The 21,501-nt window shown below is 68.6% G+C and carries 23 protein-coding genes; 11 read left to right on the top strand and 12 right to left on the bottom strand.

Features of this window, described 5'->3' with window-relative positions; translation table 11 throughout:
- The first annotated feature begins 40 nt into the window (after positions 1-40).
- A complete protein-coding gene (locus tag BJ987_RS16700) occupies positions 41-802 on the top strand; it encodes an SIMPL domain-containing protein (RefSeq protein ID WP_307869641.1) in 762 nt (253 codons plus the stop codon).
- Here the strand turns inward: BJ987_RS16700 and BJ987_RS16695 are convergent.
- Positions 799-2,211 carry a class I SAM-dependent RNA methyltransferase gene (locus tag BJ987_RS16695; RefSeq protein ID WP_209890587.1) on the bottom strand — a complete coding sequence of 471 codons (1,413 nt, stop codon included), beginning with the start codon at positions 2,209-2,211 and terminating at the stop codon, positions 799-801. The genes BJ987_RS16700 and BJ987_RS16695 overlap by 4 nt on opposite strands.
- Positions 2,204-4,216: an APC family permease gene (locus tag BJ987_RS16690; protein ID WP_209890584.1), complete on the bottom strand. Its 2,013-nt coding sequence runs from the start codon at positions 4,214-4,216 to the stop codon at positions 2,204-2,206. Before BJ987_RS16690 ends, BJ987_RS16695 begins: the two co-directional genes overlap by 8 nt.
- Before the next feature lie 204 nt (positions 4,217-4,420).
- On the opposite strand from BJ987_RS16690, the gene BJ987_RS16685 reads away from it, so the two are divergent.
- Complete coding sequence (locus BJ987_RS16685; RefSeq protein ID WP_209890581.1) at positions 4,421-5,086, top strand: potassium channel family protein; 666 nt, start codon at positions 4,421-4,423, stop codon at positions 5,084-5,086.
- Between the two features lie 2 nt (positions 5,087-5,088).
- Entirely contained in the window at positions 5,089-5,760 is a 672-nt protein-coding gene (locus tag BJ987_RS16680) for a potassium channel family protein (protein ID WP_209890578.1), read from the top strand.
- A 34-nt stretch (positions 5,761-5,794) separates the two neighbouring features.
- Here BJ987_RS16680 and BJ987_RS16675 read toward each other — a convergent pair whose 3' ends face one another.
- From BJ987_RS16675 to BJ987_RS16665, 3 genes are all read right to left on the bottom strand, one after another.
- Complete coding sequence (locus BJ987_RS16675; RefSeq protein ID WP_209890576.1) at positions 5,795-6,439, bottom strand: sigma-70 family RNA polymerase sigma factor; 645 nt, start codon at positions 6,437-6,439, stop codon at positions 5,795-5,797.
- Positions 6,440-6,551: 112 nt separating this feature from the next.
- On the bottom strand, positions 6,552-7,136 hold the full coding sequence (locus BJ987_RS16670) for a DUF3159 domain-containing protein (protein ID WP_245367119.1): 585 nt from the start codon (positions 7,134-7,136) through the stop codon (positions 6,552-6,554).
- 202 nt (positions 7,137-7,338) lie between these two features.
- Positions 7,339-7,716: an OB-fold nucleic acid binding domain-containing protein gene (locus BJ987_RS16665; protein WP_194814291.1), complete on the bottom strand. Its 378-nt coding sequence runs from the start codon at positions 7,714-7,716 to the stop codon at positions 7,339-7,341.
- A 213-nt stretch (positions 7,717-7,929) separates the two neighbouring features.
- Here BJ987_RS16665 and BJ987_RS16660 point away from each other — a divergent pair, with 213 nt between their 5' ends.
- Positions 7,930-8,673 (top strand): alpha/beta fold hydrolase, encoded by a 744-nt coding sequence (locus BJ987_RS16660; protein ID WP_209890573.1) that lies wholly within the window; start codon positions 7,930-7,932, stop codon positions 8,671-8,673.
- 36 nt (positions 8,674-8,709) lie between these two features.
- Here BJ987_RS16660 and BJ987_RS16655 read toward each other — a convergent pair whose 3' ends face one another.
- Together BJ987_RS16655 and dut are read right to left on the bottom strand one after the other, a co-directional pair.
- A complete protein-coding gene (locus BJ987_RS16655; RefSeq protein ID WP_372446943.1) occupies positions 8,710-9,552 on the bottom strand; it encodes a DUF3710 domain-containing protein in 843 nt (280 codons plus the stop codon).
- Between the two features lie 9 nt (positions 9,553-9,561).
- Positions 9,562-10,038 (bottom strand): dUTP diphosphatase, encoded by a 477-nt coding sequence (dut, locus tag BJ987_RS16650; protein ID WP_209890567.1) that lies wholly within the window; start codon positions 10,036-10,038, stop codon positions 9,562-9,564.
- 186 nt (positions 10,039-10,224) lie between these two features.
- Here dut and BJ987_RS16645 point away from each other — a divergent pair, with 186 nt between their 5' ends.
- Positions 10,225-10,773: a DUF3093 domain-containing protein gene (locus BJ987_RS16645; RefSeq protein WP_307869640.1), complete on the top strand. Its 549-nt coding sequence runs from the start codon at positions 10,225-10,227 to the stop codon at positions 10,771-10,773.
- 50 nt (positions 10,774-10,823) lie between these two features.
- Here the strand turns inward: BJ987_RS16645 and BJ987_RS16640 are convergent, their stop codons facing one another.
- Complete coding sequence (locus BJ987_RS16640) at positions 10,824-11,126, bottom strand: DUF4193 domain-containing protein (RefSeq protein WP_194814294.1); 303 nt, start codon at positions 11,124-11,126, stop codon at positions 10,824-10,826.
- 424 nt (positions 11,127-11,550) lie between these two features.
- Between BJ987_RS16640 and cei the strand changes: the two genes are divergently transcribed.
- Positions 11,551-12,225 (top strand): envelope integrity protein Cei, encoded by a 675-nt coding sequence (gene cei / locus BJ987_RS16635; protein WP_209890564.1) that lies wholly within the window; start codon positions 11,551-11,553, stop codon positions 12,223-12,225.
- 4 nt (positions 12,226-12,229) lie between these two features.
- Here the strand turns inward: cei and BJ987_RS16630 are convergent, their stop codons facing one another.
- Positions 12,230-13,141: an inositol monophosphatase family protein gene (locus BJ987_RS16630; RefSeq protein ID WP_209898530.1), complete on the bottom strand. Its 912-nt coding sequence runs from the start codon at positions 13,139-13,141 to the stop codon at positions 12,230-12,232.
- 109 nt (positions 13,142-13,250) lie between these two features.
- On the opposite strand from BJ987_RS16630, the gene ppgK reads away from it, so the two are divergent.
- The 4 genes from ppgK to BJ987_RS16610 all read left to right on the top strand — a co-directional run bounded on the left by ppgK (position 13,251) and on the right by BJ987_RS16610 (position 17,759).
- Entirely contained in the window at positions 13,251-14,009 is a 759-nt protein-coding gene (ppgK, locus tag BJ987_RS16625) for a polyphosphate--glucose phosphotransferase (protein WP_209890561.1), read from the top strand.
- A gap of 247 nt (positions 14,010-14,256) precedes the next feature.
- Positions 14,257-15,615, top strand: a complete 1,359-nt coding sequence (locus tag BJ987_RS16620; protein WP_209890558.1) for an RNA polymerase sigma factor — start codon at positions 14,257-14,259, stop codon at positions 15,613-15,615.
- Between the two features lie 203 nt (positions 15,616-15,818).
- The gene (locus BJ987_RS38015; RefSeq protein ID WP_307869639.1) at positions 15,819-16,961 is read left to right on the top strand and encodes an MHYT domain-containing protein; all 1,143 of its coding nucleotides are present in this window, start codon (positions 15,819-15,821) and stop codon (positions 16,959-16,961) included.
- Positions 16,962-17,009: 48 nt separating this feature from the next.
- Positions 17,010-17,759 carry a rhomboid-like protein gene (locus tag BJ987_RS16610; RefSeq protein WP_209890555.1) on the top strand — a complete coding sequence of 250 codons (750 nt, stop codon included), beginning with the start codon at positions 17,010-17,012 and terminating at the stop codon, positions 17,757-17,759.
- Here BJ987_RS16610 and BJ987_RS16605 read toward each other — a convergent pair.
- The 3 genes from BJ987_RS16605 to BJ987_RS16595 form a co-directional block, all read right to left on the bottom strand.
- On the bottom strand, positions 17,756-18,934 hold the full coding sequence (locus tag BJ987_RS16605) for a cation:proton antiporter (protein ID WP_209890552.1): 1,179 nt from the start codon (positions 18,932-18,934) through the stop codon (positions 17,756-17,758). The two genes, BJ987_RS16610 and BJ987_RS16605, sit on opposite strands and share 4 nt — an antisense overlap.
- Positions 18,935-18,938: 4 nt before the next feature.
- A complete protein-coding gene (locus BJ987_RS16600) occupies positions 18,939-19,421 on the bottom strand; it encodes a cation:proton antiporter regulatory subunit (RefSeq protein ID WP_209890549.1) in 483 nt (160 codons plus the stop codon).
- 70 nt (positions 19,422-19,491) lie between these two features.
- A complete protein-coding gene (locus BJ987_RS16595; protein ID WP_209890546.1) occupies positions 19,492-20,187 on the bottom strand; it encodes a GAP family protein in 696 nt (231 codons plus the stop codon).
- A gap of 108 nt (positions 20,188-20,295) precedes the next feature.
- Here BJ987_RS16595 and BJ987_RS16590 point away from each other — a divergent pair, with 108 nt between their 5' ends.
- Complete coding sequence (locus BJ987_RS16590) at positions 20,296-21,480, top strand: sensor histidine kinase (RefSeq protein ID WP_307869638.1); 1,185 nt, start codon at positions 20,296-20,298, stop codon at positions 21,478-21,480.
- Positions 21,481-21,501: the final 21 nt, after the last annotated feature.

Here is a 21,501-nt window from a genome sequence, read left to right as displayed (position 1 = left end):
GAGCGAGAGAACCGTGATCCTCGACGGTAAGGAGAGCGCTGTGAGCAAAGCCAAGAAGAAGGACAAGCAGAGGGACGACAAGCAGAAGGACATAGCCATCGCGGATTGCGGCGCCGGATGCTGCGGCTTCGCGGAACCGGACGCCGTGGCGGGCACCATCACCACCTTCGGCGTGGGCACCGCGAGCGCCGCGCCCGACCTGATGCGGGTCACCATCACCGTGGAGGCCAAGGCCGGCAAGGTCGCCTCGGCCTATGCCGAGGCCGGTGCGCGCGTCACCGCGATCACGGGAGCGCTGCGCGGGGACGGGGTGCCCGGCGCCGATATCGCGACCACGGGTTTGTCGGTGCGCACCGAGACCGAATGGACCGAGGGCAAGGGCCAGCGGATCACCGGTTACGTCGCCGGCACCGACCTCACGGTGGCGCTGCGCGACATCGGCGAGAACGCCGACCCCAGCCCCGCCGACATCATCGCGCACTGCGTGGAGGCGGGCGGGGACGTAGTCCGGCTCAACGGACTCACCCTCGGTTTCGCCGACGAGGAGAGCCTGCTCGGTCAGGCTCGCGACGCCGCCTGGGACAACGCGCTGGCCAAGGCCGAGCAGTACGCGGCCCGCGCCGGCGGCGCTGTCGGGCCGGTGCTGACGATCTCCGAGGAAACGGGCGCACGTCCACGATCCGGCGGCCGCGCCAAGGGCGCGGTCGGCATGATCGCCGAAATGGCGTCGATGCCGGTGGAACTCGGAGAGAGCGAGATCTCGGCCTGCGTGCGCGTCACCTGGCAGCTGAACGAGCGCTAACGCCGCAACAGCGCCACACATTCGACGTGGTGTGTGCCGGGAAAGGCGTCGAAGGCGCGCAGGTCGGTGAGGGTGTAACCGGCGTTCTGGTAGAGGCCGAGGTCGCGGGCGAAAGCGGCCGGGTCGCAACCGATGTGGACGATGCGCGCCGGGCCGGCCTCGGTCAGGGTCGCGATGACCTCTTTGCCCGCACCCGCACGCGGCGGGTCCAGGACGACGGCGGCCGGCGCCGCACCCGAGGCGTGTTCGACGATCCAGCGTTCGGTCCGGTCGGCGCGCAGATCCACCCAGGGCAGATCGTGCAGCGCCGCGGTGCCGTCCGCGACCGCGGACCGCGCGGATTCCACCGCACGCACCGCACCGTCCGCGCCGACCTGCTCGGCGAGCCGCGCCGCGAAAACCCCGGCGCCGCTGTACAGATCCCAGGCCAGGTCACCCGGCTCCAGCCCGGACCACTCCGCGATGAGATCGGAATAGCATTGCGCCGCACCGCGATGCGCTTGCCAGAAACCGGTCGCCGCGATTTCCCAGCGTCGGCCGGACACGTATTCGACCGCGCGACCGCTGCCCGCCAGCACCCATTCCTCGCGCGGCGCGTGCGTGGCGGCCCGGCGCGCGGCGGCGTTGCGACGTTCGGTCCCCGCACTCGCCAGGCCTTGCGTGCCGGACAGCTCGGCGGCCGACGCGCGCGGCCCGCGGCCCGGTCGGCCGCCGCGGCCACGAGCGTCACGGCCGCGCGCGCGTCCGTCGGAATCGGCGCGGCCCCGGCCGCGGCGCGACCCCTCGCGCGGCTCCACGTCCACGGGGGCCAGTTCGACGATGTGACGCACGCCGTCACCGTCGACGGCGATCACCAATTCCGCGCCGGGCGTCCAGTCGCGTTCGCCGATACCGTCCACCGCGCCCGGAACCGGTTGCGGGCAGCGCAGATCCGTGATCACGCCGGTGCTGCGATGACGGTGCACGCCGGCCCGCCCCCGCGCGTCGACCGCCAGGCGCACCCGGGTGCGCCATCCGGCGGTGGAATCCGCCGGATATCCGGCGATCGGCTCGACGACGATGTCCCGTTCGACTCCGGCCAGTCTGCGCAGCTGCTCCGCGACCACCGTCGCCTTCAGCGCCCGCTGCGCGCGCGGCGTGGCGAAAGAGAAGTCGCAGCAGCCCGCGCCGCCCGGCCCCGATACCGGGCAGGTCGCGGGTATCCGGTCGGGCGCGGCCTCGAGGATCTCGATCGCGTCGGCCCGGCAGAACGAACCGCCGCGGTCCTCGGTGACCACGGCCCGCACCAGCTCGCCGGGTAGCCCGTGCCGCACGAACACCACCCGGCCCTCGTGCCGGCCGACACAGAACCCGCCGTGCCCCGGCGCGCCGAGCCGGATCTCGAAAGTATCGCCGCGCCAGTCACTCATCGCGGGCCCCGGAGCGCATCGACCGATCCTCGTATCCGCGGCGCACCGCGCCCGGCGCGTTGATGTCACCCGGCTGACGCGCGCGCGTCGACGAACTCAACTGCCACGGCACACTGGTCACCATCACTCCCGGCTCGAACAACAGTCGGCCCTTCAGCCGCAGCGCGCTCTGGTTGTGCAGCACCTGCTCCCACCAGTGGCCCACCACGTACTCCGGGATGAACACCGTCACCACATCGCGGGGCGCGTCCTTGCGGACCCGCTTCACGTAGTCCAGGACCGGCTTGGTGATTTCCCGGTACGGCGATTCGATCACCTTGAGCGGCACCGTGATATCGCTGCGCTCCCATTCGCGCACCAGTGCCCGGGTGTCGGCCTCGTCGACGTTCACGGTCACCGCTTCGAGGGTGTCCGGCCGGGTGGCGCGGGCGTAGGAGAGGGCGCGCCGAGTCGGCAGGTGCAGCTTGGAGACCAGCACGATGGAATGCGAACGGCTCGGCAGCACTCCGTCCCACTCTTGCGAGTCCAACTCGCGTGACACCGAATCATAATGGCGGCGAATGGATTTCATCACGATGAAGATCGCCACCATGGTCACGATAGCGATCCACGCCCCGGCCAGGAACTTGGTGATGAGCACGATTACCAGCACCGTCGCGGTCATGGTGAGCCCGATCCCGTTGATCACCCGCGAACGCTTCATCCGCGCCCGGTGCGCCGGATCGGTTTCGGTGCGCAACAGCCGCGTCCAATGCCGCAGCATGCCGGTCTGGCTCAGCACGAACGAGACGAACACGCCCACGATGTAGAGCTGGATGAGCTTGGTCACCTCCGCGCCGAAGACCACCACGAACGCCATCGCCGCACCCGACAAGAACAAGATCCCGTTGCTGAACGCCAGCCGGTCGCCGCGGGTGTGCAACTGCCGCGGCAGGTAACGGTCCTGCGCCAGGATCGAACCCAGCACCGGGAACCCGTTGAACGCGGTATTCGCCGCGAGCACCAGGATCAACGCGGTCACGATGAGGATGAAGAAGAACCCGATCGGAAAGCCCTGGAAAACGGCCTCGGCGATCTGGGCGATCAGCGTCTTCTGGTGATAGTCCGCGGGCGCGCCGATCAGATGGGAGGTGTCGTGCGCGAAGACGATGCCGATCTTCTGCGCCAGGATGATGATGCCCATCAGCAGCACGACCGCGATGACGCCCAGCATCAGCAGGGTGGTCGCGGCGTTGCGGGACTTGGGTTTCCGGAACGCGGGCACCCCGTTGCTGATCGCCTCGACGCCGGTCAGCGCGGCACAGCCGGACGAGAAGGTGCGCGCGATCAAGAACGCGAAGGCCAGCCCGTAGAGGTGCTCGTCCTCGGCTTCGATGCCGAAACCCGCCGACTCGGCGTGCAGCGTCTCGCCGAGGACATAGACCTGGATCAACCCCCAGCCGAGCATGCCGATCATGCCGAAGATGAACGCGTACACCGGAATCGCGAACGCCGTGCCCGATTCCCGCACACCGCGCAGGTTGACCGCGGTCAGCAGCGCGATCGCCACCACCGCGAAAAGCACCTTGTGCGTGGCCACGAACGGGATCGCCGAGCCGATGTTGGACGCGGCCGAGGAGATCGACACCGCCACCGTCAGCACGTAGTCGACCAGGAGCGCGGACCCGACGGTCAAGCCCGCGGTCGGGCCCAGATTGGTGGTCGCGACCTCGTAGTCGCCGCCGCCGGACGGGTAGGCGTGCACGTTCTGCCGGTAGCTGGCCACCACCACCATCATCACGGCGACCACCGCGAGCCCCACCCACGGCGCGTACATGTAGGCCGAGATACCGGCCACCGCCAGGGTCAGGAAGATTTCCTCCGGCGCGTACGCGACCGACGACATGGCGTCGGAGGCGAAGACCGGCAGGGCGATGCGCTTCGGCAGCAGGGTATGCCCCAGTGAATCACTACGGAAGGGCCTGCCCAGCAGCATGCGTTTGGCTGCCGTCGTCAACTTGGACACTGGAGCGAGCATAGATCCCCGCAGGCCGGATTACGCGCCGGGTTCGGATACGCGCCACGCGGCGGACCAGGTTTGACATCGAGCCGGACGGGGAACGTGGGGCTTGGGCCATCCCTAGGGCACAGGCCGCCACGAATCGGCGGTACGGTTTGCCGACAGCAGCAGGCAGACCGAACACCAGGGTTCCGAGAATGGGGTTGCACGGTGTACGTAGTGATCATGGGGTGTGGCCGCGTCGGATCGTCGCTGGCCCGCGCCCTGGTCCGAGTGGGGCACGAGGTCACCGTGATCGACCGTGATCCCAGCGCGTTTCTGCGACTCGGCCAGGACTTCCCGGGCCAGCGCGTCATCGGCGTCGGGTTCGACCGGGATGTGCTGACGCGCGCGGGCATCGAGCGCGCCGACGCGTTCGCCGCGGTCTCCTCCGGCGACAACTCCAACATCATCTCCGCGCGGGTCGCGCGGGAGAACTTCGGCATCGAGCGTGTGGTGGCCCGCATCTACGACGCCAAACGCGCCGCGGTCTACGAACGCCTGGGCATCCCCACCATCGCCACCGTGCCGTGGACCACCGATCGGTTCATGCGCACCCTGATCGGCGATTCCAGCACCACGAACTGGCGCGACCCCACGGGCGCGGTGGCGGTGACCCAGCTGAATCTGCACGAGGACTGGTACGGCCGGACCGTGCGTGATCTGGAACGCGGCCTCGGTGTCCGGGTGGCGTTCATCCTGCGGTTCGGCAACGGCCTGCTGCCCGACAGCAAATCCATCATTCAGGCCGACGACATCGTCTACGTGGCCGCGACCTCCGGCAGTGTCGGCGAGGCCGTCGCGCTGGCCGGCAAGCCCCCCGCGAGCGAGGACTGATCATGAAGGTGGCCATCGCCGGAGCCGGCGCCGTCGGCCGATCCATCGCCCGGGAACTGCTACGCAGCGGGCATCGGGTGATGCTGCTGGAACGCAAGCTCGATCACATCGACCCGGCCGCCATCCCGGACGCCGTCTGGGTGCACGCGGACGCCTGTGAACTCGCACTGCTCGAGGACGCGGGACTGGAGAGCTACGAGGTCGTCATCGCCGCCACCGGCGACGACAAGGCCAACCTGGTGCACAGTCTGCTCGCCAAAACCGAGTTCGGGGTGCGGCGGGTGGTCGCGCGCGTCAACGATCCGCGCAACGAATGGCTGTTCGACGAGTCCTGGGGCGTGGACGTCGCGGTGTCCACGCCGCGGCTGCTGGCCTCCCTCGTCGAGGAGGCGGTATCGGTCGGTGACCTGGTGCGCCTGATGACGCTGCGCCAGGGTCAGGCCAACCTGGTCGAGATCACGCTGCCCACGGACACGGGGCTGGCGGGCAAACCGGTGCGCGCGCTCACGCTGCCCCGCAACGCCGCGCTGGTGACGATCCTGCGCGGCGGCCGGGTCATCGTCCCGCAGGCCGACGATCCGTTCGAGGGTGAGGACGAACTGCTGTTCGTCACCTCGCTCGAGGCCGAGGAGGATCTGCGGATCGCGCTGGCCCAGCACGGCGTCAAGCCCTGACCACATGCCCGCCTCGTCGCCCGACCACCACCCCTCACTGAATCGCCGCGCGATGCTCGTGCACTCTCGCGCGTAGCTTGTTCAGCGCGCGGTGCTGCATCACGCGCACCACACCGGGGCTGGTGCCGATGGCTTCGGCGGTCTGCGCGGCGCTCCAGCCCAGCACGATCCGCATGACCAGCACCTCGCGGTGCGCGGGCGCCAGGATCTTCATCAGTTCCCGGGTGGCGGCGCGGCGTTCGTAGGCCAGCGCCCACTCCTCGGGTCCGGCTTCGGTGCAGGCCTCGTCCGGCATGTCCGCGGTCGGGTACGCCGGGTGCAGCTGAGAGCGGCGGAACGCGTCGGCGACCTTGTTCGCCGAGATCCCGTACACGAACGCCAGGAACGACTTGCCCTGATCCTGGTAGCGCGGAACGGATTTCACGGTCGCGATGAGAACTTCCTGCACCACGTCGTCGACGGTGACGTGCAGATGCGAGGTATTGCCCAGGCGCGCACCGCAATAGCGGCGGACCAGCGGGCTGACCAGTCGCACGATCTCCGACATGGCCCGCTGGTCGCCTGCCGCGGCGGCGCCGATCAGCTTGTCCAGCTCGGCGGCGACCCGCTTGCTCTCCGAAAGCGCGGGACTGGGGTGGGCGGGCGACTTCGTTGCCGAAATCTTGTGCTCGGTAGGCAACTTCGGGCCTTTCGATCGTTGCGATTTTTCGTTCTGCAACGATCGTCGGCGGAAAACGCCGCACCAACCAGACACCCCAGGGGTGGGTGCTACCCCACCTGCCTGGTGAATATCACCCCTTGACGGGCATATGTCCCGCGCGGCGCACCGCCCACACGGTGACCCCGAAGGCGACGGCGGTCAGCGGCCAGCCCATCGCGATGCGCGCGAAAGCGAGCCAGCCGGTGTGATCGGTGTCGTAGAGCGAGGACTGCACCAGGTAGCGCGCACCGAAGACGAGCACCCAGGTCGCGGTGGCGATGTCGTAGAGCCGGATCACGCGGCGATCGCCGCGCCATTCCTTGCCGTGCCCGTTGAGGAAACCCCAGATGATGCCGACCAGCGGCCAGCGCACCAGGATCGAGATCAAGAAAGCGCCGGCGTAGACCAGGCTGGTGTAGATGCCGAACAGGAAGAAGCCCTTGGCCTCGCCCATCCGGTAGGCGATGAACGCGCAGATTCCGACGCCGAGGAAACCGGAGATGGCGGGCTGCACGGGGCTGCGCCGGAACAGCCGCCACGCCAGGATGGCCGCGGCGACGCCCAGCGCGGACCAGATCGCCGCGGTGAGACCCCAGATGGTGTTGATGGGCACGAACACCAGAACCGGCAGCGTGGAGTAGATGAGGCCGCTGAAACCGCCCATCTGCTCGAGCATGGTCTGCTCACGAGGCTCGTCGGTGACGGCGGCGCCTACACCCGCGTGTGGCGTGCGCAGATCGTTTTCGATCTCGCGCAGCTCCGCGCCGAGCGCGTGACGGGGGTCGGATTCCCGGGGTTGATCAGCATCGAGCGGCGCACGGCGCCCGATCTCGGTCGGCTTGCCCAATTCGGCGCCGTTGTCGTTGCTCGGCATAAAGTCAGCTGTTCCCGCGCAATTCGTAGTAGGGGTTGAAGATCACCTTACGGCCGTCCCGGTCGCCGACGCGGCCGCGCACGAGGATCCGGCGGCCGGGTTCGATACCGGGGATCCGGCGGCGCCCGATCCACACCAGGGTGATGGCGTCGGTGCCGTCGAAGAATTCCGCTTGAACACTAGCGCCCGACGATTTCGGGCACGCTTCGACACTGCGCAAACGGCCCAGCATGGTGGCTTCGTCGCCGCGGCGACACTCCGAGGCCCGGCAAGCTCCCGATGCCTCTGCGGTCTCGGCCAGTTCCTCGGCGTCCAACTGATCGAGATCCTCGGTCAGTCTGCGGCCCAGTCGGCGAAAATATCCTGAGGCTGCGGATGGCATTACACGCTCTCCTGCTACAGCACGTGGCGTGGGTCCCACGCCAGCGTGTTTTCCAACGAACGACCGGCTGTTGGCCGCACACCGCCACTGTAGGCCTCCGCACCCGGCCCCGCTACGCTCGGCCCGGTGTTCGACTCCCCACATGCGGTGGTGACTGCTCGCCGATCCGCCCACCCGTCGCCCGACCACCACCCCCCACGGAGTCGCTGCGCGATGCTGCCCATTATTTGGAAATCCCCAGAACCCGCCGGCTTGAAACCTTTCACCCCGCCACGGGTTGCTGTGGCGTTGCCGGGGACGGGTTCGGATGCCGATTTCGCACGGCGCGGTTTCGAACCCGCCTGCCAGGAACGTGATCTCGAACTCATCGCCGTAGAACCGGACCCGCTGGCGGTGGTTGCCAGTTATCGCGCCGCGCTGGACGAAGCAGCCGCGCGCGGACCCGTGCTGGCGGCCGGCATCTCACTGGGGGCGGCGGTCGCCCTGGAATGGGCGGCCGAGCATCCAGACGACGTGACCGGCGTCATCGCGGCGCTGCCCGCGTGGACCGGAGCCGACACCGCGGACTGCCCGGCGGCGCAGAGCGCGGCCTACACCGCCGAACAGCTCCGAACCCACGGCCTGTCGGCGGTCATCGAGCAAATGCGCGGTGGCAGCCCGGAATGGCTCGCCACCGCGCTCACCCAGTCCTGGCGGTCCCAGTGGCCGGACCTGCCCCGGGCACTGCGGGAGGCGGCCGAGTACAAGTGGCCGGATCCCGAGCGCCTGGCCACCGTCGAGGTTCCCGTGGTGGTCATCACCGCCGTCGACGACCCGGTGCATCCGACCGCGGTCGCCGAGGAGTGGGCCGCGCTGATTCCCCGATCCGGCCTGGGCCGGATCACGCTCGGCGAACTCGGCGCGGACCCCGCTGTCCTGGGCCACCTCGGGCTGGCCGCGTTCGACCGAATCCCTTGAGGCACACCGGGTTCCGGCTACGCGACCGACCCGGTGTCAGTTCAAGCCGAGTTGCTGCATAGCGGAACCGCCTGCGTTACGACGCGGCTCATCCGGCATCCGGGGCGGAATGACGCCGGGGTGAATCCCCTGCGCCGCCGCGGCCTGCGCGGCTTGGGCGGCGAGCATCTGCTGCTGTTGCGCCTCGACCTGAGCCTGGTGCGCCGCGGCCAGCTGATCGGCCAGTTCCTGCGGCAACACCACCGGCAGCGGATCGCGCACCGGCAGCGGATCGGAGCCGCGCCGGACCACGGTCTCGCTCATGATCGCGCGAGCCGCCGCGACCAGCGGGGCGCCGTCGGTGGCCGCGCCCTGCGGACCGGCCGCGACCAAACGCACCATCCAGCGCGGACCGTCGACACCGATGAACCGGAGATCCGCGCTCTCAGTGAGTGCCACCACCTCACGGCCCCACGGACCCTGCTCGATCGAGACCCGGGCGCCGTCGGTGCGCAGCGAGTCCGCCAGATCGGCGGCCACCTCGCGCCACTGCCCCTTCGACTTGGGCGCGGCGTAGGCGGCCACAGTGATCCGGCCGTGCTCGGTGGCCAGGTGCACCGCCTGCGGGGTGCCCTCCGGGGTCATCTCGACCTGTAACTGACCGCCCGGCGGCACCGGCACGATCACCGAACCGAGGTCGAGCCGCTGATCGGCCACCCCGGCCAGCAGATCGGCCACGGCGTCGTAGTCGTAGGGGCCGCTCTGCGGGACGTCCGTGTCGTAGTCGTCCGCGGCGTCGTCGTATTCGTCGACGGGCTCGTCATAGTCGAGCTCGTCGTAGCCGGCGTCCGCGTAGTCGTCGGACGCGTAGCGGTCCGAGTTTTTCTTTCTGCCGAAAATAGCCATCTGTCACGCCTCCTTGCCAGCGTCGGCCAGGATCGCGTGGCCTCCGCTCGACCCGTACCCGCCCGCACCACGCGCCGTCTCGTCGAGCGTGTCCACCTCGACGAAATCGACCAGTTCCACCCGCTGCACCAGCAGCTGCGCGATCCGGTCGCCGCGGCGCAGTTCGATGGGTGTGCGCGGGTCATGATTGATCAGGCACACCTTGATCTCACCCCGGTACCCCGCGTCGACGGTGCCGGGAGTGTTGACCACCGAGAGCCCGGCTTTGGCAGCCAATCCCGATCGCGGATGGATCAGGCCGACGGTGCCGACCGGCAGTGCGACGGCGATGCCGGTACCGACCAGCGCTCGCTCCCCCGGCTCCAAAATGACGTCCTGGGTAGTGCACAAATCCACGCCGGCGTCACCATGATGGGCGCGCACGGGCATGGGGATGCCGGAATCGAGCCGCAGCAACGGGATAGGTGAAAGTGCGCTCATGCCTGCGCCTCACTGCCGCTCAGCTCCGCCATGACCGCACGGGCGGCTGCGTCAACCTGCGCCTCGCTGCCGCTCGGCTCCGCCGTGACCGCACGGGCGGCTGCGTAATTGGTTCGCTCGCGATGCTCCCTCACAATGCGAGAGCCTACGCGCAGCCGCTTTGCGCTCGTGACTTAGTGTTGAGTCGTGTCGGACCAGCCCAGCCCCGTGACGGAACACGAAAACCAGACCACCCGGATCTATTCCGAGCGCCTGTGGGTGCCGCTGTGGTGGTGGCCGGTCGCACTGGGTATCGCCGGCTTGCTGGCGGCCGAAATTCATATGGGCGCACCGGGTCTGCGGGCCTGGCTGCCGTACGCGCTGATGCTGCCGGTCCCGGTGTGGGTGCTGCTGTGGCTGAGCCGCCATCGGGTCGAAGTGACTGTGGCGTCCGGTAGTTCGACACCGGAACTGCGGGCCGACCGCGCGCACTTGCCGGTGAATTTCGTGGCCCGCGCGGCGATAGTGCCGAAGACCGCGAAGAGCGCGGCGCTGGGGCGCCAGCTCGACCCCGCCGCCTATGTCCAACATCGCGCCTGGATCGGGGCGATGGTGCTGCTGGTTCTGGATGATCCGGATGACCCCACGCCGTACTGGCTGGTGAGCACCCGGCGACCAGAGAAGGTTCTAGCCGCGCTCGGGCCGACTGTTTCGAGCGACCTGCCGAGCGGTCGCCAGCAGCCGAGCGCGGGCTGACAGAAGTCGCCTCGGCCGGACCGTAGTGTCCGGCCGCCGCAGGGATTTGTTCAGGCGGCGCAATCCATGCAGATCAACTGCCCGCCACTCTCCTCCGCCAGCCTGCTCCGGTGGTGTACCAGGAAACAGCTGGAACAGGTGAACTCGTCCGCCTGCTTCGGAATGACCCGAACGGTCAGGACTTCCTCGGACAGGTCCGCGCCGGGAAGCTCGAACGACTCCGCGGTATCGGATTCGTCGATATCCACGACGGCGGACTGTGCCTCGTTGCGACGAGCCTTCAGCTCCTCCAGCGAATCTTCCGACACATCGTCGGTTTCGGTACGCCTCGGTGCGTCATAGTCGGTTGCCATGTCGTCTTCCCCTCGTCCTTACTCCGTATATCCCGGACCGGCTCGCGCTACACCGATTCCTGGGGAGGAACCGAGGTGGCATGCACCGCCCCGCCGGTGGTGCACATCACACGTGCACCGGTGCTCTATCAGGGCGGATCGTGGTAGATCCACTTGGGATAGCGCTCGGTAAACGCAGGACATGCCCTACTTGTTCCCGCGACCGACCACCGTTTTTCGCCGCTGGTGATTCGATCTGGGCCGCCAGACAATAGCGGACCACGGGGGAAAAGTCGCAATCAAAACCCAGACGATTCGAAATCGAGGGCGAATCGACACCTCCCGTCGAACTCGCCGAGACCTTACCCACGATATTCGGCCCTCTCCGGCCCGCTCCGTCGGCCTGCCGTCCCCGATAGCCGGGACATTTTCGTAGAGTGTGCTGGTGGTTTCACTGATCACCGAAGGCAGCCCCACCGATCCCCAGGGTCGGCCCTGGGTCCGACGGCGCCCCCGGCCCTGGCTCATCCTGCTCGGCGTCATGACGCTGATCTGCGCGATTGTGTGGATCAAGGCGTTGACGACGGCAGACAACAGCGGCAGCGCGATGGCGTGCAACTCGCCGAGCCCCGCCACCGGCAACAGCACGGCTCCCGCCGCGCCGCTGGGGCAGCGCGTCGCGGCGTCCAGACTGCAGGACGTGGAACCGGCGGGCTTGGCGGCCAGCAAGGTGCGGGTGCTGAACGCGAGCAGCCAGCGTGGCCAGGCCAACCACATCGCCTCCCAGCTCGGAGACCTCGGTTTCGCGAGCGCGCCGGGGACCCAGGCCGGCAACGATCCGGTCTATGTGAACGGTGACCTGGAATGCACCGGTCAGATCCGCTTCGGCGTGAAGGGCCGCCCGGCGGCCGCGTCGGTGCAGCTGGTCGCGCCCTGCGCCGAGCTGATCGAGGACCAGCGCACCGACGACACCGTCGACCTGGTACTCGGCTCGCTGTTCGGCAGCGATCTGCAGCCGGGCACCGACGCCGAGGAGGTGTTGCGGTCACTGAAGAACCCGGTGCCGGGCAGCTCCATCGACCCGAAGCTGCTCAACGCCGCGCGCTCGGCCAGGTGCTGAGCTCCTACTGATCCGGCAGCGAGTCCGTCGCACCGATATCCGTGAGCAGCTTCCCGAGTTCCTCCGCGATCCCGGGTGCGGCGGCGACCACCAGGTCGCCCGCCGACCCGGGCACGGTCGCGGGCGGAAGCGCCAGCAGCGCACCGGCTTCCGACGCGATCAGCGCACCGGCCGCGAAATCCCAGGCGTTCAAACCGTGTTCGTAGTACGCGTCGACCTGTCCCGCGGCGACATGGCACAGGTCCAGGGCGGCCGCGCCCAACCGTCGGATGTCGCGGACCCGCGGCAGCAGCTGGGCGACCAGCTGGGCCTGCCGGGCCCGCCGATGCGCGCCGTAGGCGAACCCGGTGGCCACCAACGACATCGACAGCGTGTCCACCGGGTTGCAGCGCAGGTGTTCCACGACGCCGTCGCCGTCCACCCGCATCGCGCCGAGCCCGACGCCGGCGCTGTAGGTCGCCGCCCGCGCGACATCGACGACCGCGCCCGCGATGGAGCGGCCGCCGCGCATCGCGGCCACCGACACCGCGTAACCGGGCAGGCCGTAGAGGAAGTTGACGGTGCCGTCGATCGGGTCGACCACCCAGGTCACCACGTCGTCGGCGGCGGCCAGGGCGCCACCGCCCTCCTCGCCGAGGATCGGGTCGCCGGGGCGCTGTTCGGCCAGCAGCGTGCGGATCAGGTCCTCGGTTTCGGTGTCGACCACCGTCACCGGGTCGGTGGGATGCCCCTTGGCCTGGACGGCGTCGTCGGCCTGGGCGCCGGCCGGGCCGAACACCTCCGGACGGCGAGTGCGTACATGGGCGGCGGCGGTCTCGGCGAGATCGACCGCGATGCGGCGCAGCTCGGCTACTTCTTCGGGTGGCAGGGTGGCGGAGCGGGCAGAGGAGCTCGTGGTTTCGGGCACGTCGTCCATCGCATCACAGATACTCTCCGGAGCGCGGAACGGGCTGCCTTTACTCTTGTCGGGCACTGTCGTCATCTGGCCAGCACATCGCATATCACACACGGAACGAGGGAAAGTCATGTCCGTTCGGGGGCACGCGTTCGGAATCGATATCGGGGGCAGCGGTGTCAAGGGCGCCGCGGTGGATCTGGCCACAGGCGAGTTGGTGCACGAACGGATCAAGATCGCGACACCTAATCCCTCGACACCGCAGGCGGTGGCCGCGGCCGCGGCCGAGGTGGTCGCCGAGGCGAACTGGGACGGGCCGGTCGGGATCACGCTCCCGGCGGTCGTCCTGGACGGCGTCACCCGCACGGCGGCGAACATCGACAAGGCCTGGATCGGCACCGACGCCCGCGCGCTGTTCTCCGCGGCACTCGGCGGCCGCCCGGTGACCGTGCTGAACGACGCCGACGCCGCGGGCATGGCCGAGGACACCTACGGCGCGGCAAAGGATTACGCGGGCATGGTGCTGCTGCTGACCTTCGGCACCGGCATCGGCTCGGCCCTGATCCATCAGGGCGCGCTGGTGCCCAACACCGAGCTCGGGCACCTCGAGATCGGCGGTATGGAAACCGAGCACCGGGCCGCCGCGTCGGTGAAGGACCGGCTGGGGCTGAGTTTCGAACAGTGGGCGGCGGAGGTCTCCACCGTGCTGATCGGGCTGGAGAATCTTTTCTGGCCGAATGTCATCGTCGCCGGCGGCGGTATCAGCCGGGACGCCGATCTCTGGATTCCCTTGCTCACCAACCGAACTCAGGTCGTACCCGCGCATCTGAGAAACACCGCGGGGATCGTCGGCGCGGCCATGGCGATCGAAGCGGGGTTGGTGCCCTGACAGAATCTGCGCGTCGTGCGTCCAAGCCAAGGCGGGCATGAGTACCCTGGCAGGATCGTTACAATGGAACGTGGCCGGCCCGTTCAGGAGCGCAGCGAGTGAACAGCAGGCACAGCGCCACCGGCGAGCGACACAGTCGTGAGCCGGAGAAACCCGACCGGCTCTTCGCCGGTGCAACCCGACAGACCGCTCCGCCGGAACACCACTCTGGCGTGACGCCGCACGAGACCGTCACGAAAGGGCGTACGTGGTAGCCACGACCCGTCAGACCGCCGACTCGGCCGAGGCCGACTCCGCAGATGTAACCGAAGCACGGCCGGTCAAGAAGGCTGCCGCCAAGAAGGCTCCGGCCAAGAAGGCTGCGGCGAAGAAGGCCCCCGCCAAGAAGGCCGCCGCCAAGAAGGCTCCGGCGAAGAAGGGGGCCAAGAAGGCCACCGGGGCCGAGGGTGAACCCGGCACCGACGAGGCCGTCGAAGACGAGTCGCTCGATATCGAAGACCTCGAGGATCTCGAAGTCTCCGAGGACGACCTCACCGAGGACGCCGAGGAACTGGTCGCCGACGCCGCCGAGGAAACCACCGAGGCCGAGGAGCCCACCGCGGCCGACAAGGCCTCCGGCGATTTCGTCTGGGACGAAGAGGAATCCGAGGCGCTGCGCCAGGCCCGCAAGGATGCCGAGCTCACCGCCTCCGCCGACTCGGTGCGCGCCTACCTCAAGCAGATCGGCAAGGTCGCGCTGCTCAACGCCGAGGAGGAGGTCGAGCTCGCCAAGCGGATCGAGGCCGGTCTGTACGCGGCGGAGAAGATGCGCGAGTGGGCCGAGGCGGGCGAGAAGCTGCCCGTGGCCACCCGCCGCGACTTCAACTGGATCATCCGCGACGGCAACCGCGCCAAGAACCACCTGCTCGAGGCCAACCTCCGACTGGTCGTCTCGCTGGCCAAGCGCTACACCGGCCGCGGTATGGCGTTCCTGGACTTGATCCAGGAGGGCAACCTCGGTCTGATCCGCGCGGTCGAGAAGTTCGATTACACCAAGGGCTACAAGTTCTCCACGTATGCCACCTGGTGGATCCGGCAGGCCATCACCCGCGCCATGGCCGACCAGGCTCGCACCATCCGTATCCCGGTGCACATGGTCGAGGTCATCAACAAGCTCGGTCGCATCCAGCGCGAGCTGCTCCAGGATCTGGGCCGTGAGCCCACGCCGGAGGAGCTGGCCAAGGAAATGGACATCACGCCGGAGAAGGTGCTGGAGATCCAGCAGTACGCGCGTGAGCCCATCTCGCTGGACCAGACCATCGGCGACGAGGGCGACAGCCAGCTCGGCGACTTCATCGAGGATTCCGAAGCCGTCGTCGCGGTGGACGCGGTGAGCTTCACCCTGCTGCAGGATCAGCTGCAGTCGGTGCTGGAGACGCTGTCCGAGCGTGAGGCGGGCGTGGTCCGGTTGCGCTTCGGCCTCACCGACGGTCAGCCGCGCACCCTGGACGAGATCGGTCAGGTCTACGGCGTCACTCGTGAGCGCATCCGCCAGATCGAGTCCAAGACCATGAGCAAGTTGCGCCATCCCAGCCGGTCGCAGGTGCTGCGCGACTACCTGGATTAGGCACGGCACTTCGACGATGGGCACGCGAGCTCCGGCTCGCGTGCCCATCGTCGTTGTGGGGCAATCCCCTTCGGCACTGCGGCCGGTGACTAAACAAATAGTGATCGAGCCCACTTCGCCGACGAGTTCTTTCACCGTATAAATCAGCTGGCGCTGCCGTATCGTTCGACCCACTTGTTCAATCACGAGGCGAATCGGCCTCGGTGGGTGGGGTGCTCGTGCTCGATATTTACCACTTCAGCTACGGGTGGATCACTCCCCTCATGGCTTACGTCATGTCTGTCATCGGGTCACTGCTCGGCCTGCAGTGCGCGGTTCGCGCGCGCCGGCAAGGACAGGCCGGCGCCGGATGGCTGTTCGCCGCCGCGCTCGCCATCGGCGGCACCGGCATCTGGGTCATGCACTTCATCGCCATGCTGGGCTTTTCGATCGAGGGCGCGGAGATCCGCTACGACGTCCTGCTCACCCTGTTCAGCGCGCTGACCGCCGTCGTGGTGGTGGGGATCGGGTTGTTCATCGTCATCCGGCCGCAACCGACGGTGTTCGCGCTGCTCTCCGGCGGCGCGATCACCGGCATCGGCGTCGGCACCATGCATTACACGGGGATGTACGCGATGAAGTCGAACGCGCACATTCGCTACGAGTTGCCGATCGTCGGGGTGTCGATGCTGATCGCGGTGGTCGCGGCGACCGTGGCGCTGTGGTTCACCTTGCGCGTCAAAGGCGTCGGCGCGACGGTAGCCGCGGCGATGATCATGGGTGTGGCGGTATGCGGGATGCACTACACCGGCATGGCCTCGATGCGCGCGCACCACACCGGCCACACCGCGACACCGGCCGGCGCGGAGCCCGGGCAACTGCTGGCTCCGCTGCTGGTGGTGATCAGCATCGCCACCATGCTGCTGCTGATCAGCGTCAGCTTGACCACGGTCGAGGACAGCATCGTCGACCTGCCGCGGCTGCGACGGGCCGCGCGCCGGCTCGAGACGCGCGCGGCGATCACGCCCATCGAGCCGGCTCCGGTCGGCCTGAAACCCCAACGGCCACAACCGAACCGCAAACCCTACGAGCCTTCGCCCGCGGAAATCACCAACTCCTACTGGCCGCCACAGCCCGGCACCACGACCGGCCAGTGGCCCGCGCTCGCGCGCGACGAGACGGACCGCCCCCGCATCACCGAGTCACACAACACCCGCAAGGCCCTGGCCCGAGCCGACCGGCAACGCCTGCTGGCCAACGCCGCCGGCATCGAGGACGAGCCGGTCGAGCACGAGTCGTCCGAGGTGGGCTACGAACTCCCCCGCGAGCCGGGCGACCGATGGCTGCGGTGGCAGAACCTGTCGTAGACGGCGCGTCAGCCCTGGCGGCAGTGCCGCACCCGGCACACTTGCCCTGTGGTTACCTCCACCGCGGACGACGGTCGCTACCACGCACCGTGGACCCGGACCGTCGATCCGCGTGCCGAACTCCGCGCGGCGTGGACGTGGTTGCGGAGTCCGCGTCTGCTGTACCGGATCTATCCGGCCCTGCGTGCGCATCCGGCCCACGCCCCGGCCAGCACCGCGTACGCCTTCACGCTGTTCGTCACGTGGTGGACGCTGCGTGGGCTCGGCCCCGTCGAGGAGCGCCGGCTGATCCTGTCCGCCTCCACCAATCTATACAACATGCAGCACAATCCGGTGCAGGTGCTGGTCGCCTCGGCGTTCTGGACCGAGGGCGGATTTCCGTGGCTGATCATCGCTCAATTCCTGATCGTGATGGCCTACGCCGAACGCTGGCTGGGCTCCGGACGCTGGATCCTGTTGTTCGCCACCGGTCACATCGGGGCGACATTGCTCACCGTCTACGGCATCTCACGCGCCATCGATGACAAGTTGATTCCGTTGCGGGTCGCGATCGCTCCCGATGTCGGTACCAGCTATGGGTTCTTCGCGGTGCTTGCCGCGATGGCGTTCCGGTTTCGCGGCGTCGTGCGACCGGCGTGGGCGGCGCTGGTGCTCGGGAGCCTCGTCGCCGCCTGCGTCACGCATCGGAGCTTCACCGCCTACGGCCACCTCTGCGCGGGCCTGATCGGGTTGCTCGCCGGCGCGGCCGCGACCATGTTCTGGGGACGGATCGAACAGCGGCGAGCCAGGACGGGTTAACCCGGCGCTGGATATATCCGCTGCGTCGCGAACGTGACGACAGGTTCGACCACCCGCGCCGCCACCGGACCGAGCACCGCCATCAGCAGCACATAGGCCGAGGCGAGCGCGGCCAGCTCCTTGTCGACGGCGGCCATCCCGACCGCCAAACCCGCGATCACAATGGAGAATTCACCGCGCGCGACCAGCGCGGCCCCCGCGCGGGCCCGGCCCATCCGGGCGATACCCTGCCGGCTCGCCGCCCACCAGCCCGTGGCCACCTTCGTCGCCGTGGTGGTCAACGCCAGCGCGATCGCCCAGCCCAGCACGGGCGGTATCGCGGTGGGGTCGGTGCTCAATCCGAAGGCGACGAAGAACATGGCGGCGAACAGATCCCGCAGCGGCTCCAGGAGTTTCGCGGCGTCCTGCGCGGTGGATCCGGAGATCGCGATGCCCAGCAGAAACGCGCCGACCGCCGCGGAGACATTCAGCGAGGAAGCGGCACCCGCTACCAACAGCGCAGCGCCGAGCAACTTCAACAGGAAGATCTCGTTGTCGGGGCTTTCCACCAGGGCCGAGACGTGGCGCCCGTAGCGCAGCGCGACCACGAGCACCACCGTCACCGTCACCAGAGCGACGGCGAGCGCTTTCATCCCGGCGAACAGGCTCAGGCCCGCGAGCATGGTGGTGAGGATCGGCAGATAGACCGCCATCGCCAGATCCTCGAACACCAGGATCGACAAAATCACCGGCGTCTCCCGGTTACCGAGGCGACCGAGGTCGTCGAGCACCTTCGCGATGATGCCGGAGGAGGAGATGTAGGTGACGCCGCCCAGGGTGACCGCGCCGATCGCACCCCAGCCGAGCAGCAACGCGACCAGCACGCCGGGCGTGGCGTTGGCGACGAGGTCGACCAGGCCCGCGGCCCAGGATCGGCGCATCCCGGTCACCAGTTCGGCGGCGGTGTACTCCAGACCGAGCAGCAGCAACAGCAGTACCACACCGATTTCGCCTGCTACATGGCCGAATTCGACGGCGGTCTCCAGTTCGATGACACCACCGTGCCCGAACACCAGTCCGCCGAGCAGATACAGCGGGATCGGTGACATTCCGAAGTGCACCGCGACCCGCCCCAGCATGCCCAGGGCGAACAGCACCGCTCCGAGTTCTACCAGCGCGAGCGCGGTAGTGGTCACGGGCTCACCCGTGGACGAGAATCTTCGCGGCCGCGTCCAGGCCTTCGGGGGTGCCGACGACCACGAGCACATCGCCGGGCGTGAACGGGAAATCCGGCCCCGGCGAGGGATGGAGCTGCCCGCCGCGCATCACCGCCACGATGGACACCTTGGTGCGGGTGCGCATTCCGGTCTCGCCCAGGGTGCGGCCCGCGTACGGCGACTCCGCTTCCAGCGGAATCTGCCGGGTGGTGATGCCGGGCAGGTCTCGATGATCTTCCTGCAACTGCGCCACCAGTTGCGGGGCACCGAGCAGATTGGCCAGGACGGCGGCCTCGTCGGTGCTCAGCGGGACCTGCGCCGCGCACGCGTCCGGGTCGGACAGTTTGGAGACGATCAGATCGATGCCGCCGTCCCGGTGGTCGACCACCCCGATGCGGCGGCCGGAGCGCGCCTGAAAATCCTTGCGTACCCCGATACCCGGGAGGGCGGTGACATCGATGTTCACCGGTCCACACTAGCGCCAACCGCGCCGCGCTCCCCCGTATCCGAGCACCCCGGATCGCGTCGACTCGAACTCAATTTCCGAACAGCCCGGGAACGGCGCCGCGCACCAGCAGGATGCCCGCGATCGCCAGTGCCCAGCCGGTCGCGCTGTCGGCGTGCCGGGACAGGAACGCGTCGATGCGCGCCAGCAGCGGTTCTATCCGCGCGTGCAACAGCTTTCGCGCGCCCATCAACGCCAGCGCTGGGGTGACCATGATCAGGCAGTAGCCGGCGAGCAGCCCGATCGAGGTGACCGTGGGCAGGTCGCTGGAGATCAGCAGGCCGATCGCGGCCAGGTACGGCAGCATCGAAAACAGTTCCAGCGTGCCCGCGCTGACCGCGAGGACCGCCAAACCGGTCCCCGACGACTGCGAGTTCAGCGCCCGGGTGCGCCAGGCGGCGGTGCGGTCCGGTTCGCCGCGTTCCCGCCGTTTCTTGGAGTCGAAGCGCCAGGACACCGCGAACAAAGCGATGCCGAGAATCAGTTGCGGCACCAGCACTATCGGGCTGCGAGCCAGGTCGGCGAACCGGTCGAGGGCGGAGCCGACCACGGTCAGCAGCGCCACGCCGACGGCGAAGTAGAACACGGTGATGGCCGCCAGGTAGGTCAGCAGCCGGCGTGCCGGCGGCCGCTCCGGGGACATCAGTAGCCAGATCGGCAGAACCAGGGTGCCTATGCTGGTGGAGTCCACCAGCGCCAATCCGATCAGGGCCGGTATCAGTATCACCCGCCGAGCGTCGCGTAACCGGGGCTCCGGCGGCGTCGGCCATCGGATCGACCGGGTGTCATCACTTCGACGGACCCCGGCCCGGCGAGCGTGTGCTGTGATGGACCGGTGAGACAGTGGCACGCGTTGTCCTCGACGACTCAGGACGTGCTGATCGCGCTGTTCCTGTTCACCATCAGCGTGGTGCTGTACCTGTCCGGGTTGTATCCGATGGCCGGGGCCAGCACCCAGGTCGCACTCCCCCTGCGGTTCGCCATTCTCGCGGTGCTGTGCTGCGCGTCGCTGTTCCGGCGGCGACTTCCCGGCACCGCGCTCGCGGTCGGTGTCCTCCCCCTGGTGGCCGACACATTGCTGGGCTCGACCCTGCCGGTCTGGCTGGTGTATTCCGACCTGATCTACGCCGCGGTGCTGTACGGCTCCCGCGCGGTGTCCCGCGGTACCGCCGCGGTCAGTGCGGCCGGGACGCTGGTGATCGGGGTGGCGGTGTGGATCGGCGTCGGCGACTGGCGAGCTTTCGCTGTCGCCATCGCCGCGTCGTTCGCCTTCGTCGGGACGCCCGTGTGGTGGGCGTTCCAGGTACGCCAGCACAAGGAGATAGCGGCCGCCGAGCACACCCGCGCCCAAGCCATGGCGCTGGTCGCCGAACTGGACCGGCGTGCCGCGATCGCCGACGAACGCAAAACCATGGCCCGCGATCTGCACGACGTCATCGCCGGGCACCTCTCGGCCATCGCCATCCAGTCCGAAGCCGCCCTGGGCGTCCTCGGCAAGAGCGACCGCGATCCGAAGGTCGCCGGGATCATCGCCTCGATCCGCTCCAACAGCGTCAGCGCGCTCCAGGAAATGCGGACCATGATCGGCCTGCTGCGCGACGACGGCGCCGACGAGGACGTCGCCGCGCCCCGTAAACTCGCTCAGCTGCCCATCCTGATCGACGCCGCCCGCGCCGCCGGAATCAGTGTGCGCGTTCAGGATTCGCTGAACGGGACGCCGCTGCCCAGCGCGGTCGACCAGGCCGCCTACCGCATCGTCCAGGAGGCGCTGACCAACGCGATGAAACACGCTCCCGGCCAGCCCGTCGACATCGACGTGCGTGCCCAGGAAGCGAGTCTCGTTGTCACCGTGCGCAATCCGACCTCGGTCCGCCGGGCCGGGGAACCGGTCGACACCACGGCGCGGCGCGGCCTGATGAACATGCGCGAACGCGCGGCCGCCCTGGGCGGCAGCTTCACCGCCGAGCCGTCGGACGGCCACTGGGAAGTCCGTGCGCTACTGCCGCTTTCGGTGATCTGACCGCCGGGAACCGGTATGCCC

Origin of the sequence: Nocardia goodfellowii (assembly GCF_017875645.1) — a bacterium.
Lineage (GTDB): Bacteria > Actinomycetota > Actinomycetes > Mycobacteriales > Mycobacteriaceae > Nocardia > Nocardia goodfellowii.
This window is presented reverse-complemented; position numbering and strand designations above follow the sequence as displayed.